The sequence below is a fragment of the Superficieibacter sp. genome (assembly GCF_032071645.1).
Classification (GTDB): domain Bacteria; phylum Pseudomonadota; class Gammaproteobacteria; order Enterobacterales; family Enterobacteriaceae; genus Superficieibacter.
The window spans coordinates 1-15505 of sequence record NZ_DAMAPU010000003.1; the positions used below are offsets into that span (position 1 = coordinate 1).

Here is a 15505-nt window from a genome sequence, read left to right on the forward strand (position 1 = left end):
GGAGAGGGGGCAGGACGTGCCCCGGGTGGGGTTTGGTGGACCCCTTAGCCTGAGTGAAGATGACAAATCCAGTCACGACGCCGGACCGTTCCCTCTCCCGGGGGAGAGGGCCAGGGAGAGGGCGGGAAACGGGCATCAGACTTTCAGCCCGTTTTATCTTCTTTGAAACCCAAATCATCAGGCCCGGTTTCCTTAACTGACCAGCATTAGGCACCTGCCGGGCTTTTTTGTGCTCGCCGATCGGGATCTTTTCGAATTCGCTCACATTTTCGTCTATTAGTTTTTGCCAGATTGGGCCTGCCGGGTATATGACTAGTCATATAAATAAAATGACTTTACATACCTGTGCGAGGACTCTAATTATGACAGCAAAACTACCTGACGGATTTTTATGGGGAAACTCGGTCTCCAGTATGCAGACCGAAGGTGCCTGGAATGAAGGCGGTAAAGGGAAGTCGGTTTACGATATTCGGGAAGCCAGCGAGTTTGCCTCCGACTGGAAAGTCGCCACCGATTCTTACCATCGTTATCGCGAAGATTTTGATTACATGCAGGATCTGGGGATGAACTGCTACCGCTTTCAGATCGCCTGGAGCCGCGTATGCCCGCTGGGTGACGGCGAGTTTAACGACGAGGGTATCGCCTTCTACGACCGCTTTATCAACGATTTGCTCGCCCGTGGCATAGAGCCGATGGTCTGCCTGTATCACTTCGACATGCCGCTGGCGCTGGCAGAGCAGTACAACGGTTTTACCGACCGCCACGTGATGGACGCGTTTATCCGCTACGGCCAGAAGATGATCGACTGTTTCGGCGACCGGGTTAAATACTGGCTCTCTTTTAACGAGCAGAACATTTTCCATATGCCGGAAGCCTTTAAGGTGGGCGGCTATCTGCGCGGCGATCAAACCCTGCGTGAGCTGTATCAGATCCAGCATCACACGATGGTGGCTCACATGCGCTTAACCCAGTATCTGCATGAAACCCGTCCCGGCAAACTGTTCGGCGGAATGCTGGCGCACCAGTTGGTCTATCCGGCAACCTGCAAGCCGCGCGATATTTTCTGCGCCCAGCAGTTTGACGAATTCCTTAATCAGAACCTGCTGCGGGTCTACGCGGGCGAGGGTTACAGCCCGGAAGTGCTGGCGGTGGTGGAGCGCGAAGGCTTCGGCGATATCTACCGGGAAGAGGATCTGGCGCTGTTCGCCACGCTGAAAAACGACTTTATGGCCTTCAGCTACTACGCCAGCCGGACGCTCGACAGCGATGCGATCCCGGAAAATACGCCGGTGAACTATTACCTGCTGCACGGCGACAAGCCAAATCCATGGCTGAAGGCGACGGAGTGGAACTGGCAGATCGATCCGCTTGGCTTTCGTACCATCATCACCCGCTACTACAACGACTGGCGGATGCCGGTGTTCCCGATTGAAAACGGTATCGGGGTGATTGAGTCCTGGGACGGGGTTAATCCGGTTGCGGATGATTACCGGATTGATTATCACCGCCAGCATATCGAAGCCATGAAAGCCGCCATTTTTGAAGACGGCGCGCAGGTTATCGGCTATCTCGGCTGGGGGCTGATCGACATCCTCAGCTCACAGGGCGATATGCGCAAGCGCTATGGCGTGGTGTACGTCAACCGGGAAAATCACGATCTGAAAGACCTGAAGCGGGTGCCGAAAAAAAGCTACGCATGGCTAAAACAGGTGATCCACAGCAACGGTGAGAAGATGTAAGTCCGCTGCCGAACCGGGTATGTACTGATTTCAGGTTGCCGAATCCGACAACCTGAATTCTTCAGGCTATCAAAGAAAGGGTTCTGCTATGTCTGATGCAAATATGCAGTCGTTAACCGATCGTTTTGTCGATATTTCCGCCCGCATCGCCGGGCAGGTCCATTTGCGCTCCCTGCGCGATGCCTTTGCCGCCATTATGCCGATTTTTATCCTCGCCGGGCTGGCGGTGCTGGTCAACAACGTGGTGTTTCCGTGGGTGATGGACGGGGAGACGCTGACGAGATTTAAACTCTGGGGCGATGCGATTATTAACGGGACGTTGAATATTGCCGCCCTGTTAATTGCTCCGATGATCGCCTGGTCGCTGGCGCGCAATAAGCATATCGATAATCCGGTTTCGGCGGTGATCATCGCCATCTGTAGCTTTATTATTATGATGCCCATGCAGGTTGAGCTGGTGCCGGTAGGTGATAAAGCCACCGTCAATATTACTCAGGTGCTCACCTTCGCTAATATCGGCACGACCGGTATTTTTGCCGGGGTGATTATCGGCCTGCTCTCCACCGAGATTTTTATTCGCATCGCGGGCATCAAGCGGCTACATATTTCGCTGGGCGAAAACGTGCCTCCGGCGGTCAGCCAGTCGTTCTCGTCGCTGATCCCGACGATCCTCACGCTGTCGCTGTTTGCGATTTTTGCCGCGCTGCTGGCGAATTTTCTGCATACCGATCTGATCCATCTGATTACTACCCTTATTCAGCAGCCGCTGCGCCTGATTAATACCAGTCTGCCGGGCACCCTGTTTATTTACAGCTTTGGCAACTTCCTGTTTACCCTCGGTATTCATCAGGCAGTGGTCAATAGCGTGATCCTCGAACCGTTCCTGCTGATTAACACCAATGAAAATATGCTGGCGTTCGCCAACGGCCAGCCGATCCCGCATATCATCAACAACATTTTCGTGCCGACGTTTGGCATGATCGGCGGCACTGGCAGTACTTTCTCATTGCTGATTGCGATTTTTATTTTCTCGCGGCAGAAAGCCTCGAAGCAGGTGGCGCGGCTGGCGATTTCCCCCGGCCTGTTTAATATCAACGAGCCGGTGATTTTTGGTCTGCCGATTGTGTTTAACATTCCGCTGATGATCCCCTTCGTCCTGCTGCCCGCCATCGGCATTTTGTTCGCCTGGATTTGTACTACGCTTGGGCTAATGTCGCGCTGCGTGGTGATGATCCCGTGGACCACGCCGCCGGTGCTCAGCGCCTGGCTGGCGACAGCGGGGGACTGGCGCGCCGTGGTAGTGCAATTGATCATCATCGTCTTTGGTGTATTCTTCTACCTGCCGTTTCTCAAAGTGGCGGAGAGAGTGGCAATGAAAAACAGCGGGATCGACTGATAAAAGGAAGGGCAATGGCAGCGAAGTACATCCAGATCGCGCGGGAAATCAGGCAGCGAATTATCAGCAAGCAGTATCCCGCGAGCGAGCCGTTGCCCGACCAGTTTGCGCTGGCGGCAGAGTTCAGCACCAGCCGGATGACCATCCAGCAGGCAATGCGGCAGTTAATTGTTGAAGGGCTGGTTTACACCCGGCAGGGGCAGGGGACGTTTATCCGCAAAAATTTCTACCAGCTCTCCCAGTGGGACCTGGTGGGCAGCGACTACTTCGGTGCGACCCAGACCTGGCAGGACAAAGGCACCGTCAGCAGCCTGGTGGTGCGCTTCGAACTGCGTTTCCCCAGCGAAAAAGAACAGACGTCGCTGCTGATTAATGCCGATGCGCCAGTCTACGATTTTATCCGCCTGCGCCTGCTCAACGGCGAGCCGATGTCGCTTGATGCCACCATTATGCCGGTGAGCCTGGTGCCAGGGCTGAATAAATCCCATCTTGAAAGCTCGGTCTTTCGCTATATCCAGCAAACGCTGGGGCTAAAAATCATGGGGTCGTACCGGGTGGTGCGGGCCTTAAAGCCTGACGCGCTGGATATGCAGTATCTGAACTGCGAGCAAACCGATCCGGTGATGGAGGTGGAGCAGGTGATTTATCTGGAGGATGGTACGCCGCTGGAATATGCCCACTGTCATTATCGTTACGATCACAGCGGAATTGTCATCGTCAATAACGGCTAGCAATGATGCCGGGCAGCCTTGCGCCGCCCGGCAAAACTTTTAGTTCAGGCGAACCGGCATCCCGGAGCGATTCTGAATCGCCTGATCCAGCACGTTCTGATCGACATCGGCCTGATCGGTGACTTTTCTCACCGCGTTAGTCAGCGTTACCGGCACGATTTCATCACCGTTAAACTGCGCTTCGGTGGTGGACAGCGGGTTATGCACTTCGACATAGCGGCTGCCGTCCGGCTCGGTGGTGGATTTCACCGGCTCATCGATAAACTGTACGCGCGTACCGACCGGCACGTTCTGGAACAGGAACTTGATGTCGTCGTTACGCAGACGCACACAGCCGTGGCTCACGCGCAGGCCAACGCCGAAGTTGGCGTTAGTGCCGTGGATCGCGTACAGGCGGCCAATATAAAGCGCATACAGGCCCATCGGGTTATCGGGTCCGGCGGGCACGACGGCGGGCAGCGGCTGACCCGCAGCGGCGTATTCGGCGTGCATTTTAGCGGTCGGCGTCCAGGTCGGACCCGCTTTTTTGCGCTCAACTTTGGTCGTCCAGGCAATAGGCGTGTCTTTACCTAACTGACCGATACCGATAGGCAACACGATGACGGTGTTGGTGCCTTTCGGATAGTAATAAAGACGCATTTCAGCGCTGTTGATCACGATGCCTTCATGCACGGTGTCCGGTAGGATCAGCTGCTGAGGGATATTCAGCACGGTGCCGCCCTTCGGCAGATAGGTATCTACGCCAGGGTTCGCTTCCAGCATATTGGAAAGCCCCATCTGATACTGCGCCGCAAAGTATTCCAGCGGCTGTTTGTTATCGTCAGGGATCATAACGACCTGATTTTCGCCGATTAAACGGCTGCCATCGGTCGGCAGTGGATAAGTGACGGCTGAAGCTGTTTTGCAAAAGCCCACGACAGCCAGCGCCGCCGCAAAGAGAACCGTAAGTTTCATTTTCATGTTATGCAAGATACCAGTGCCACAGGCTGTTGGTTTAAAAGTCTGACTATCATTGGGAGCGCATTATATGTGCATTCCGGTTTGCTGGGAAACAGATGTGTGCAAAATCACACTTTTTTCCCTTGCATACATTCTAGCCGCAAATGCAGGCGACTGATTTTAATTCAGAATCCTGGCATAATTCGCTCTCCCGTTGCGCTGTAAAAGCCCTCACCTGGCGCGGGGGAATTTCAATCCGTGATAAACAGGTGCGAAAGTGGCATAATTAGCGGTTTGTCACATCTTTTTCAGGAATTACGCGTGTTAGTTTCCAGTAACGTCACCATGCAGTTCGGCAGTAAGCCGCTATTTGAAAATATTTCCGTCAAGTTCGGCGGCGGCAACCGTTACGGCCTGATTGGCGCGAACGGTAGCGGTAAATCCACCTTTATGAAGATCCTCGGCGGTGATTTAGAGCCGACATTGGGCAACGTTTCTCTCGATCCAAATGAGCGCATCGGTAAGCTGCGTCAGGATCAGTTTGCCTTTGAAGAATTCACGGTGCTCGACACCGTGATCATGGGGCACACCGAGCTTTGGGAAGTGAAGCAGGAGCGCGACCGCATTTATAGCCTCGCTGAAATGAGCGAAGAAGACGGCTACAAAGTGGCCGATCTTGAAGTGCTGTACGGCGAGATGGACGGTTACTCCGCCGAATCCCGCGCCGGAGAATTGCTGCTCGGCGTCGGCATTCCGGTTGAACAACATTATGGCCCAATGAGCGAAGTCGCTCCCGGCTGGAAGCTGCGTGTGCTGCTGGCACAGGCACTGTTCTCCAACCCGGACATCCTGCTGCTTGATGAACCGACCAACAACCTTGACATCGACACTATCCGCTGGCTTGAGCAGGTGCTCAACGAGCGCGACAGCACCATGATTATCATTTCGCACGACCGTCACTTCCTTAATATGGTCTGCACCCACATGGCGGATCTGGACTACGGCGAACTGCGCGTGTATGCGGGCAATTACGACGAATATATGACCGCGGCGACCCAGGCGCGCGAACGTCTGCTGGCCGATAACGCCAAGAAAAAAGCCCAGATTGCCGACCTGCAATCCTTCGTCAGCCGTTTTAGCGCCAACGCCTCTAAATCTCGTCAGGCGACTTCCCGTGCGCGTCAGATCGATAAAATCAAGCTGGACGAAGTGAAAGCCTCCAGCCGTCAGAACCCGTTCATCCGCTTTGAGCAGGACAAAAAACTGTTCCGCAACGCGCTGGAAGTGCAGAAAGTGGCGAAAGGCTTTGAGAGCGGTCCGCTGTTCAAAGATGTCAATCTGCTGCTGGAAGTGGGCGAGAAACTGGCGGTGCTGGGGATCAACGGCGTCGGTAAATCCACCTTCCTGAAAACGCTGGTGGGCGAGCATGAGGCTGACAGCGGCACGGTGAAATGGTCGGAAAACGCGCGCATCGGTTACTACGCCCAGGATCATGAATATGAGTTCGAAAACGATCTGACGGTGTTCGAATGGATGAGCCAGTGGAAGCAGGAAGGCGACGATGAGCAGGTGGTGCGCAGCTTCCTCGGCCGTCTGCTGTTCAGCCAGGACGACATCAAAAAACCGGCGAAAGTGCTTTCCGGCGGCGAGAAAGGCCGGATGCTGTTCGGCAAGCTGATGATGCAAAAGCCCAATATTCTGGTGATGGATGAACCGACCAACCACCTTGATATGGAATCCATTGAATCGCTGAACATGGCACTCGAAATGTACGAAGGCACGCTGATTTTCGTCTCCCACGACCGTGAATTCGTCAGTTCGCTGGCGACTCGCGTACTGGAAATCACCCCGGAGCGCGTGGTGGACTTCAGCGGTAACTACGAAGATTACCTGCGCAGTAAAGGCGTCGAATAATCAATGCCAGAAATAGCCACGTCAGTGGCTATTTTTTTATTGGTATTCATTAAACGGCGGGGTGTTATCCAGCACTGCCTGAATCACATTCAGCGCACCGTGATGGTTATTATCGTCGGTTGTATAGCGAGCTATGGCTTTAATATTTTCACCCGCGTTACCCATGGCAAAAGAGTAATGCGCCATTTTCAGCATTTCGGCATCGTTACCGCTGTCGCCAATGGTGACGCAATCCTGCGGGGATAAATTCCAGCGTTTAAGTAAACGGGTAATACCGTTAGCTTTATGCAGACCGGGAATAATTAAATCAATAAAACCAAAGCCGCTGGCGACCGGCTTCATTACCCCGTCGAGTGAAACGTGCAGGGCATCAATAAGCAGCGGAATTTGCTCGTCCGGCAGGTTCAGAGAAAATTTAAACAGCTTATCGTTAATTTCGCCGTAGTCTTTGATGCGTTTAAGGCGGTAATAATGCTTAGACATCAGCTCAATAAATGCTTCCGGCGCGTTATCGCTGACGTATGCGCTTTCCAGACCGCAGGCAACAAAATTCAGCGTCGGATCTTTAAGCAGCTCGCCAATCACAATCTGCGATTCATGCTGGGTTAACTCACCGTGAAACAGCTCTTTTCCATGCTCATAAACCAGCGCACCGTTTTCAGCCACGTAGGAAATGGCGTCACGAACTTCCGGGAAAAAAGAAATTAACTGGTAATACTGGTTGCCGCTGGCGACAACAAACTCAATCCCGCGCTGCTGCAACTGGGCAAACTGGGCTAAAAAACGTTCGCGGTCATACTCTTTCGCATCACTAAGGAAAGTTCCGTCCATATCGGTGACGATAACTTTAACGGTCATAAACAGGCTCCTGGCTAAAACGGCAACGCGATGTATTTTAATGACTCAGCCGGGTAATGCACACATAAATTACCAGCCAACACGGGATAGATCGCGCTTGATTACGCATTCTGCGTACTGTATTCCACCAAAATGAACCCGTTACATACAGGCGCATTCTTCTCTGAATCCGCTACGCAACTCTGCAAAATCCCGAATGCCGTTGATCCCCGACCAGGGATACAGTCATCGCACCTGATGACCCGGTGACGGAACGCCATGACACACGCAACCACTTCTACACCGCATGATGCGCTGTTCAAACAATTTCTTTGCCATCCCGACACGGCGCGGGATTTTATGGAGATTCATCTGCCGCCCGCGCTGCGCCAGCTTTGCGACCTGAACACGCTGCGGCTGGAGCCGGGGAGTTTTATCAAAAAGGATATGCGCGCGTACCATAGCGACGTGCTTTGGTCCGTCAATACCCGCGCCGGGAAGGGGTATATCTATGTGCTGATTGAGCATCAAAGCTCGGAGGAGGAGTTAATGGCCTTCAGGCTGATCCGCTACGCGCTGGATGCCATGCAGCGTCATCTGGACAAAGGCTATAAAAAACTGCCGCTGGTGATACCGATGCTGTTTTATCACGGCAGCGTCAGCCCTTATCCACACGCGATGTGCTGGCTGGATGACTTTGCCGATCCGACCCTGGCACGCCAGATTTATACTCAGCCTTTTGCGCTGGTAGATATCACCGTCACGCCGGATGACAACATTATGCAGCACCGGCGCGTAGCCTTGCTGGAACTGATACAAAAACACATCCGCCAGCGTGATTTAATGAGCCTTCTTGAGCAACTGGCCTCGCTTCTGGCGTTGGGATACACTACCGCTATCCAGCGCGAAACGCTGTTTAATTACCTGCTGCGATGTGGCAATGCGCCTGATTTCAGTGTGTTTTTCCGCCAGATCGCCGAACGCTTACCGCAACACAAGGAGGAACTAATGACCATTGCTGAACAACTGCATGAAGCTGGCTGGCAGAAGGGGATACGTGAAGGGGAGCTAAAAGGAGAATTAAAAGGAAAGCTGAAAGGACAGCAGGAAGAAGCCATGCGCATTGTTCGCACAATGCTTGAAAATGGCCTGGATCGTGAAACCATATTGAAATTGACCGGGCTTTCCGCCGAACTATTAACGGCTAACGGCCTCTGAACGATCCCCCTGGCGCGGGCATCAATCCGATCGGTGCCTACTTATGCTTCACAGCGTGTGACATGCCCTGGGTGAAACAGGGCTTTTGCAGCACGACAGGCGTAAGATCCGCAGGCACTTAGCGAGTCTTCCCGTGACAAGAAACGGTTTACTCTCCCCCGCACACCTCGCACCCCGGATTACGCATCAGCTTCATTTCCCGAAACTGGCAGGTCATTGCGTCGTACATGACGATTTTTCCGGCGGCGGGGGTGCCGTAGTGCGCCAGCAGTTTGATGGCTTCCATCGCCTGGAGTGAACCGATAATACCGACCAGCGGCGCCATAACGCCCGCTTCCACGCAGGTCAGGGCGTTTTCGCCAAACAGGCGGCTCAGGCAGCGATAGCACGGCTCACCGTCCTGCCAGGTGAAGACGCTGATTTGCCCCTCCATGCGGATCGCTGCGCCGGACACCAGCGGGATTTTGTGCTGAAAACAGCCCGCGTTGAGCTGCTGGCGGATGGCGACGTTATCGGTACAGTCCACGATCACATCATGTTCGGCGATAAGCGCATAAAGCGCCGCGTCATCCAGCAGGGCGTCAACCACCCGCAGATGGATATGCGGATTGATGCGCGCCAGCGCATCGTGAGCTGACACGACTTTCGGCTGGCCGAGCGTGGCGTCGCTGTGCAGCGTCTGACGTTGCAGATTGGAGAGCGACACGGTATCGAAATCCAGCAGCGTCATCGTGCCGATGCCTGCCGCCGCCAGATATTGCGCCGCCGCGCAGCCCAGCCCGCCCAGCCCGACGACCAGCACCCGCGCGGCTTTCAGCGCTTCCTGCCCGTCGAAATCAAAGCCGCGCAGTACGATTTGCCGGTTGTAGCGCATCATCTCCGCATCGCTGAGTTCTTCTGCCATCAGAAGCCTCCCAGCAGGGCGTTAAAAGGCTCGACCTCAACCCATTCTCCCGCCTCAACGTTGCCGCGCTCGCGTTCCAGCACGATAAAACAGTTGCCCTGGCTGAACGAGGTAAAAATATGCGATCCCTGATGCCCGGTGGTGGTGACTTCCAGCGCGCCGTCGGCAGCACGTTGCAGCACGCCGCGCTGAAAATCGAGGCGACCCGGAGATTTTTTTAGTCGACAGGCGGCACGCACGCGCTGGCGTGCAGGAAGCGCCGGGGCCGTATTACCGCTGAGTTTCGCCAGCAGCGGCTGTACTAACTGATAGAAGGTCAGCGCCGCAGAAACCGGGTTGCCCGGCAGGCCGCAAAACCAGCTATCGCCCAGTTTACCGAAGGCGAAAGGCTTGCCCGGTTTGATTGCCAGTTTCCAGAAGGCAATTTCGCCCAGCTCTTCAAGAATGGATTTGGTGTAGTCCGCTTCGCCCACCGAGACGCCGCCGGAACTGACGACGACGTCAGCCTGCTCGCGGGCCTGAATAAAGGTCTCGCGCAGGCGCTGCGGATCGTCGCGCACGATGCCGAGGTTAATCACCTCGCAGCCGAGTTGTTCCAGCATCAGATGCACCGTCAGGCGATTGGTATCGTAAATCTGGCCCTCCGCCAGCGGCTGTCCCGGCAACTGAAGTTCATCACCGGTCGAAAACAGCGCCACGCGCACTTTGCGTATCACGTTAACCTCCGCGATACCCAGCGATGCGAGGACCGGAAGTTCTGCTACCGTCAGACGGGTACCGCGCGGCAGCACCGTCGCACCGGCCTGAATATCTTCACCCCGGCGACGAATGTTTTGCCTTTCGCGAACGGCGGCCGTAAAGCGGATACCTGCCGCCGTCTCTTCGGTCTCTTCCTGCATCACCACCGCGTCACAGCCCGGCGGGATCGGTGCGCCGGTCATAATGCGGATGCAACTTCCCTGCGGCCATTCACCCTGAAACGGCTGCCCGGCAAAACTTTTTCCGGCGACGGGGAGGGGGGCATCGGCGTTAAGATCCGCCAGCCGCACGGCGTAACCGTCCATGGCCGAATTATCAAAGCCGGGAACGTCGAGCGGCGAAACGGTCTCATGCGCCGTTACGCGACCAAACGCCTGTACCAGCGGCACGCTTTCCGCGCCCGTCAGCGGGGTGATGCGGCTAAGCATCTGCGAAAGGGCATCATCAAGCGGTATCAGACCGGCGTTAATATTCATGGCAAACTCCTGGAGACAAAAAGCGATTGCGCCATTATGGCAGAAATTGCCTTGCCGCTGTATGCCACCGTTGGCTTAACCTTTACATCACCGCTGCATCTTTCTATATTCAAAATTCATCTAAAGAAGCGGCCACGGTAATGATATGTATAGAAAAAGCCGTCACGCCGTCGCATCGGGAAGAAATTAATGGGAAATGCAGTCATTGCTATTCATGGAGGAGCGGGAGCGATCGGTCGCGCGTTGATGACGCCAGAGCGGGAGCAGCAGTACATTGCTGCACTGTCGACGATTGTGGAAACCGGGCAGGCGATGCTGGCCGCAGGCGAAAGTGCGCTGGATACCGTCACCGAAGCCGTGCGACTGCTGGAAGAATGTCCGCTATTCAACGCGGGCATCGGCGCGGTGTATACCCGGGATGAAACCCATGAGCTGGATGCCTGCGTGATGGACGGCAGCAGCCTGAAAGCCGGAGCCGTTGCGGGCGTCAGCCATCTGCGTAATCCGGTGCTGGCGGCGCGACTGGTGATGGAGCGCAGTCCGCACGTATTGCTGATTGGTGAAGGTGCAGAAAATTTTGCCGTGCAGCACGGAATGGCGCGCGTAGACAGCTCGCTTTTCTCAACGCCGGAGCGCTATGAGCAACTGCTTCAGGCGCGCGGCGCGGGCGAACTGCGGCTGGATCATCACGCCGCACCGCTGGATGAACGCAGCAAAATGGGCACCGTCGGCGCGGTGGCGCTGGATGCCGCAGGCAATCTGGCGGCCGCGACGTCAACCGGCGGCATGACCAACAAACTGCCGGGTCGGGTGGGCGACAGTCCGCTGCCCGGCGCAGGGTGCTATGCGAATAACGCCAGCGTTGCCGTCTCCTGTACCGGTACTGGCGAGGTGTTTATGCGCACGCTGGCGGCCTATGATATTTCCGCACTCATGGAATACGGCGGTTTAAGCCTGCTGGAAGCCTGTGAGCGCGTGGTGATGGAAAAATTGCCCGCGCTGGGCGGCAGCGGCGGGCTGATCGCTGTCGATCGTGAGGGCAATGTGGTCCTGCCGTTTAATAGCGAAGGCATGTATCGCGCCTGGGGTTACGCAGGCGATACGCCGACCATTGGAATTTACCGCGAATAAGGAGACGCTGTTGCCGCAAGGTCAATCATTCGCCGCCAGCGACGTGCTGGCGGTTAGCAACCTGAATATCTCATTTGCCCAGGAGCAGGGGCGATTCTCCGCTGTGCGCAATCTGTCATTCAGCCTGCAACGCGGCGAGACGCTGGCGATTGTCGGCGAGTCCGGGTCGGGTAAATCGGTGACGGCGCTGGCGCTGATGCGGCTGATTGAGCAGGCTGGCGGCGACGTCACCAGCGACCAGTTTCTGCTGCGCCGCCGCAATGGTCAGACGATTGAACCAAATGCCATCAGCGCCTCACAAATGCGTCGCGTGCGCGGGGCGGACATCGCGATGATTTTTCAGGAGCCGATGACCTCGCTGAATCCGGTATTTACCGTCGGGGAGCAAATCGCCGAGTCAATCCGCCTGCATCAGGGGTTGAATCATCATAAGGCGCTGGCGGAAGCGAAAAAAATGCTTGAGCAGGTGCGTATCCCGGAATCAGAGTCGGTGCTGAAAAGTTATCCGCACCAGTTATCCGGCGGGATGCGCCAGCGGGTGATGATTGCCATGGCGCTGTCGTGCCGCCCGGCGGTGCTGATTGCCGATGAACCGACCACCGCGCTGGATGTCACCATTCAGGCGCAGATTTTGCGGCTGATCGACGTTCTCCAGCAGGAGATGTCGATGGGGGTGATTTTTATCACCCACGATATGGGCGTGGTCGCGGATATCGCCGACCGCGTGCTGGTGATGTATCAGGGCGAAGCGGTCGAAACCGGCAGCGTGGAGCAGATTTTCCACGCGCCGCAGCATCCTTACACCCGGGCGCTGTTAGCCGCCGTGCCGCGTCTTGGCGCGATGCAGGGCAGCGATCTCCCGCGCCGCTTTCCACTTCCTCAGGACGATCCGCAGATCAACGAGCCACAGGATACGGTGGTCCCCGGTAAGCCCATTTTGCAGGTACGCGATCTGGTGACCCGTTTTCCGCTGCGCAGCGGTATCCTCAATCGCATTACCCGCGAAGTCCATGCCGTGGAGAAAGTCAGTTTCGATTTGTGGCCGGGGGAAACGCTTGCGCTGGTCGGGGAATCCGGCTGTGGTAAATCGACCACCGGGCGCGCGCTGTTGCGGCTGGTGGAGTCGCAAAGCGGCACGATTACCTTTAACGGCGAGCGCATTGATACCCTCCCGGTCAGCAAGCTCCAGCCGCTGCGTCGGGATATCCAGTTTATTTTTCAGGACCCCTATGCCTCGCTCGACCCGCGCCAGACGGTAGGCTACTCGATTATGGAGCCGTTGCGGGTACACCGGCTGCTGGAAGGCGACCATGCGCAGCGCCGGGTGGCGTGGCTGCTGGAGCGCGTCGGCCTGAAGCCGGAGCACGCCTGGCGTTATCCGCATGAGTTTTCCGGCGGTCAGCGGCAGCGGATTTGTATTGCCCGCGCGCTGGCGCTGAACCCGAAAGTGGTGATTGCCGACGAGTCTGTCTCCGCGCTGGATGTGTCCATCCGGGCGCAAATCATCAATTTACTGCTCGATTTGCAGCGCGAAATGGGGATCGCGTTTTTATTTATCTCTCACGATATGGCGGTGGTCGAACGCATCAGCCATCGTGTCGCGGTGATGTACCGGGGACAGATTGTTGAAATTGGCCCCCGCCGCGCGCTCTTTGAAAACCCGCAGCATCCGTATACCCGCAAGCTGATGGCCGCCGTGCCGGTGGCCGACCCGACGCATCAGCGTCCGCAGCCGGTGCTGCTTTCGGATGATATTCCGGGAAACATTTACAAGCGAGGGGAGGAAGTGACGGTGGCACCGCTACAGCAGATTGCGCCAGGCCACTACGTTGCCCGATCCACTTCGCCATTATAAATAAGACAGGCTGGACCTTTGGAGAATCACATGACACAACTCGTTTCAGGTAAGTGGCTGATTGCCGCCGCTGTCGCATCCGCACTGGCGGCGACGCCTGCTTTTGCGGCAAAAGATGTGGTCGTCGCGGTAGGATCAAACTTCACCACCCTCGACCCGTATGATGCCAACGATACGCTGTCGCAGGCGGTGGCGAAGTCATTCTATCAGGGGCTGTTTGGCCTTGATAAGGACATGAAGCTGCAAAACGTGCTGGCAGAAAGCTATACCGTTTCTGACGACAACCTCAGCTACACCATCAAATTGCGTAAGGACGTCAAATTCCAGGACGGCACGGCGTTTGACGCGGCGGCAGTAAAGGCTAACCTCGATCGCGCCAGTAACCCGGAAAATCACCTTAAGCGCTACAATCTGTATAAAAATATTGATAAGACCGAAGTGGTCGATCCGTTAACGGTAAAAATCACCCTGAAGCAGCCGTTCTCGGCGTTTATTAATATCCTCGCGCATCCGGCGACGGCGATGATTTCCCCGGCGGCGCTGCAAAAATACGGTAAAGAAATCGGCTTCCACCCGGTGGGCACCGGTCCGTATGAGCTGGATACCTGGAATCAGACCGATTTTGTGAAGGTGAAAAAGAACGCGGGCTACTGGCAAAAAGGGCTGCCGAAGCTGGATACCATTACCTGGAGTCCGGTGGTTGATAACAACACCCGCGCCGCTATGTTGCAGACCGGCGAAGCGCAGTTTGCCTTCCCGATCCCTTACGAGCAGGCTCCGCTGCTGGCAAAAAACAGCAAGCTGGAGCTGGTGGCCAGCCCGTCAATTATGCAGCGCTACATCAGCCTGAACGTGACGCAGAAACCGTTCGACAACCCGAAAGTGCGCGAGGCGATCAACTACGCGATTAACCGTCAGGCGCTGGTGAAAGTCGCCTTTGCCGGTTATGCCACGCCAGCGACCGGGATTGTGCCGCCAGCCATTGCCAATGCCCAGACCTATAAAGCCTGGCCTTACGATCCCGCCAAAGCTCGCGCACTGCTGAAAGAAGCCGGTTATCCGAACGGTTTCAGCACCACGCTGTGGTCGTCACACAATCACAGCACCGCGCAGAAAGTGCTGCAGTTTACCCAGCAGCAGCTGGCGCAGGTCGGCATTAAAGCGCAGGTCACGGCGATGGATGCCGGGCAGCGTGCGGCGGAAGTTGAAGGTAAGGGGCAGAAAGAGAGCGGCGTGCGGATGTTCTACACCGGCTGGTCGGCGTCGACCGGGGAAGCGGACTGGGCGCTGTCGCCGCTGTTCGCCACCCAAAACTGGCCGCCTGCGCTGTTTAACACCGCCTTCTACAGCAATAAGCAGGTTGATGACGATCTGGCTGGCGCGCTGAAAACGACCTCTGCGGAAGAGAAAACCCGCCTGTATAAAGAAGCCCAGGATACTATCTGGAAAGAGTCACCGTGGGTGCCGCTGGTGGTAGAGAAACTGGTGTCCGCGCACAGCAAGTCGTTGACCGACTTCTACATTATGCCGGATACGGGCTTTAGCTTTGAAAATGCGGATCTTAAGCAGTGAGTTTGGGGGCCGGTTGCCCCCGCTTGCGGGGGCT

The 15505-nt window shown here is 56.0% G+C and carries 12 protein-coding genes; 8 read left to right on the forward strand and 4 right to left on the reverse strand.

Annotation, left to right across the window (positions count from 1 at the left end; all coding sequences use genetic code 11):
• Positions 1-362: 362 nt before the first annotated feature.
• The 3 genes from RT197_RS06810 (at position 363) to RT197_RS06820 (ending at position 3866) form a co-directional block, all read left to right on the forward strand.
• Complete coding sequence (locus RT197_RS06810) at positions 363-1739, forward strand: glycoside hydrolase family 1 protein (RefSeq protein WP_312948621.1); 1377 nt, start codon at positions 363-365, stop codon at positions 1737-1739.
• Positions 1740-1827: 88 nt separating this feature from the next.
• Positions 1828-3135 carry a PTS transporter subunit EIIC gene (locus tag RT197_RS06815; RefSeq protein ID WP_312948623.1) on the forward strand — a complete coding sequence of 436 codons (1308 nt, stop codon included), beginning with the start codon at positions 1828-1830 and terminating at the stop codon, positions 3133-3135.
• Positions 3136-3149: 14 nt separating this feature from the next.
• Entirely contained in the window at positions 3150-3866 is a 717-nt protein-coding gene (locus RT197_RS06820) for a GntR family transcriptional regulator (RefSeq protein ID WP_312948625.1), read from the forward strand.
• 39 nt (positions 3867-3905) lie between these two features.
• Here RT197_RS06820 and ldtB read toward each other — a convergent pair whose 3' ends face one another.
• Positions 3906-4826, reverse strand: a complete 921-nt coding sequence (gene ldtB, locus RT197_RS06825) for a L,D-transpeptidase (protein WP_312948626.1) — start codon at positions 4824-4826, stop codon at positions 3906-3908.
• A gap of 300 nt (positions 4827-5126) precedes the next feature.
• On the opposite strand from ldtB, the gene RT197_RS06830 reads away from it, so the two are divergent.
• A complete protein-coding gene (locus tag RT197_RS06830) occupies positions 5127-6719 on the forward strand; it encodes an ABC-F family ATPase (RefSeq protein WP_312948628.1) in 1593 nt (530 codons plus the stop codon).
• A gap of 36 nt (positions 6720-6755) precedes the next feature.
• On the opposite strand, the gene RT197_RS06835 is transcribed toward RT197_RS06830, so the two are convergent.
• Entirely contained in the window at positions 6756-7577 is an 822-nt protein-coding gene (locus RT197_RS06835) for a Cof-type HAD-IIB family hydrolase (RefSeq protein ID WP_312948630.1), read from the reverse strand.
• Between the two features lie 258 nt (positions 7578-7835).
• Here RT197_RS06835 and RT197_RS06840 point away from each other — a divergent pair, with 258 nt between their 5' ends.
• On the forward strand, positions 7836-8774 hold the full coding sequence (locus tag RT197_RS06840) for an Rpn family recombination-promoting nuclease/putative transposase (protein ID WP_312948632.1): 939 nt from the start codon (positions 7836-7838) through the stop codon (positions 8772-8774).
• Between the two features lie 148 nt (positions 8775-8922).
• Here the strand turns inward: RT197_RS06840 and moeB are convergent, their stop codons facing one another.
• Positions 8923-9678, reverse strand: a complete 756-nt coding sequence (gene moeB, locus RT197_RS06845; RefSeq protein WP_312948634.1) for a molybdopterin-synthase adenylyltransferase MoeB — start codon at positions 9676-9678, stop codon at positions 8923-8925.
• The gene (gene moeA, locus RT197_RS06850; RefSeq protein WP_312948636.1) at positions 9678-10913 is read right to left on the reverse strand and encodes a molybdopterin molybdotransferase MoeA; all 1236 of its coding nucleotides are present in this window, start codon (positions 10911-10913) and stop codon (positions 9678-9680) included. The genes moeB and moeA overlap by 1 nt, the downstream gene beginning before the upstream one ends.
• 189 nt (positions 10914-11102) lie before the next feature.
• On the opposite strand from moeA, the gene iaaA reads away from it, so the two are divergent.
• Genes iaaA through gsiB form a run of 3 tightly spaced genes read left to right on the forward strand, consistent with a single transcriptional unit; the run spans position 11103 to position 15471 of the window.
• Positions 11103-12044, forward strand: a complete 942-nt coding sequence (gene iaaA / locus RT197_RS06855; RefSeq protein ID WP_312948638.1) for a beta-aspartyl-peptidase — start codon at positions 11103-11105, stop codon at positions 12042-12044.
• Between the two features lie 10 nt (positions 12045-12054).
• Complete coding sequence (gsiA, locus tag RT197_RS06860; protein WP_409529681.1) at positions 12055-13899, forward strand: glutathione ABC transporter ATP-binding protein GsiA; 1845 nt, start codon at positions 12055-12057, stop codon at positions 13897-13899.
• Between the two features lie 30 nt (positions 13900-13929).
• Positions 13930-15471 (forward strand): glutathione ABC transporter substrate-binding protein GsiB, encoded by a 1542-nt coding sequence (gene gsiB / locus RT197_RS06865; protein ID WP_312948642.1) that lies wholly within the window; start codon positions 13930-13932, stop codon positions 15469-15471.
• The last annotated feature ends 34 nt before the right edge of the window (positions 15472-15505 follow it).

Excerpts from the sequence above, each read along its gene's own strand:
- RT197_RS06810 (WP_312948621.1), top strand. The coding sequence starts at position 363 with ATGACAGCAAAACTACCTGACGGATTTTTATGGGGAAACTCGGTCTCC.
- RT197_RS06815 (WP_312948623.1), top strand. The coding sequence starts at position 1,828 with ATGTCTGATGCAAATATGCAGTCGTTAACCGATCGTTTTGTCGATATT.
- RT197_RS06820 (WP_312948625.1), top strand. The coding sequence starts at position 3,150 with ATGGCAGCGAAGTACATCCAGATCGCGCGGGAAATCAGGCAGCGAATT.
- ldtB (WP_312948626.1), bottom strand. The coding sequence starts at position 4,826 with ATGAAAATGAAACTTACGGTTCTCTTTGCGGCGGCGCTGGCTGTCGTG.
- RT197_RS06835 (WP_312948630.1), bottom strand. The coding sequence starts at position 7,577 with ATGACCGTTAAAGTTATCGTCACCGATATGGACGGAACTTTCCTTAGT.
- RT197_RS06840 (WP_312948632.1), top strand. The coding sequence starts at position 7,836 with ATGACACACGCAACCACTTCTACACCGCATGATGCGCTGTTCAAACAA.
- moeB (WP_312948634.1), bottom strand. The coding sequence starts at position 9,678 with ATGGCAGAAGAACTCAGCGATGCGGAGATGATGCGCTACAACCGGCAA.
- moeA (WP_312948636.1), bottom strand. The coding sequence starts at position 10,913 with ATGAATATTAACGCCGGTCTGATACCGCTTGATGATGCCCTTTCGCAG.
- iaaA (WP_312948638.1), top strand. The coding sequence starts at position 11,103 with ATGGGAAATGCAGTCATTGCTATTCATGGAGGAGCGGGAGCGATCGGT.
- gsiB (WP_312948642.1), top strand. The coding sequence starts at position 13,930 with ATGACACAACTCGTTTCAGGTAAGTGGCTGATTGCCGCCGCTGTCGCA.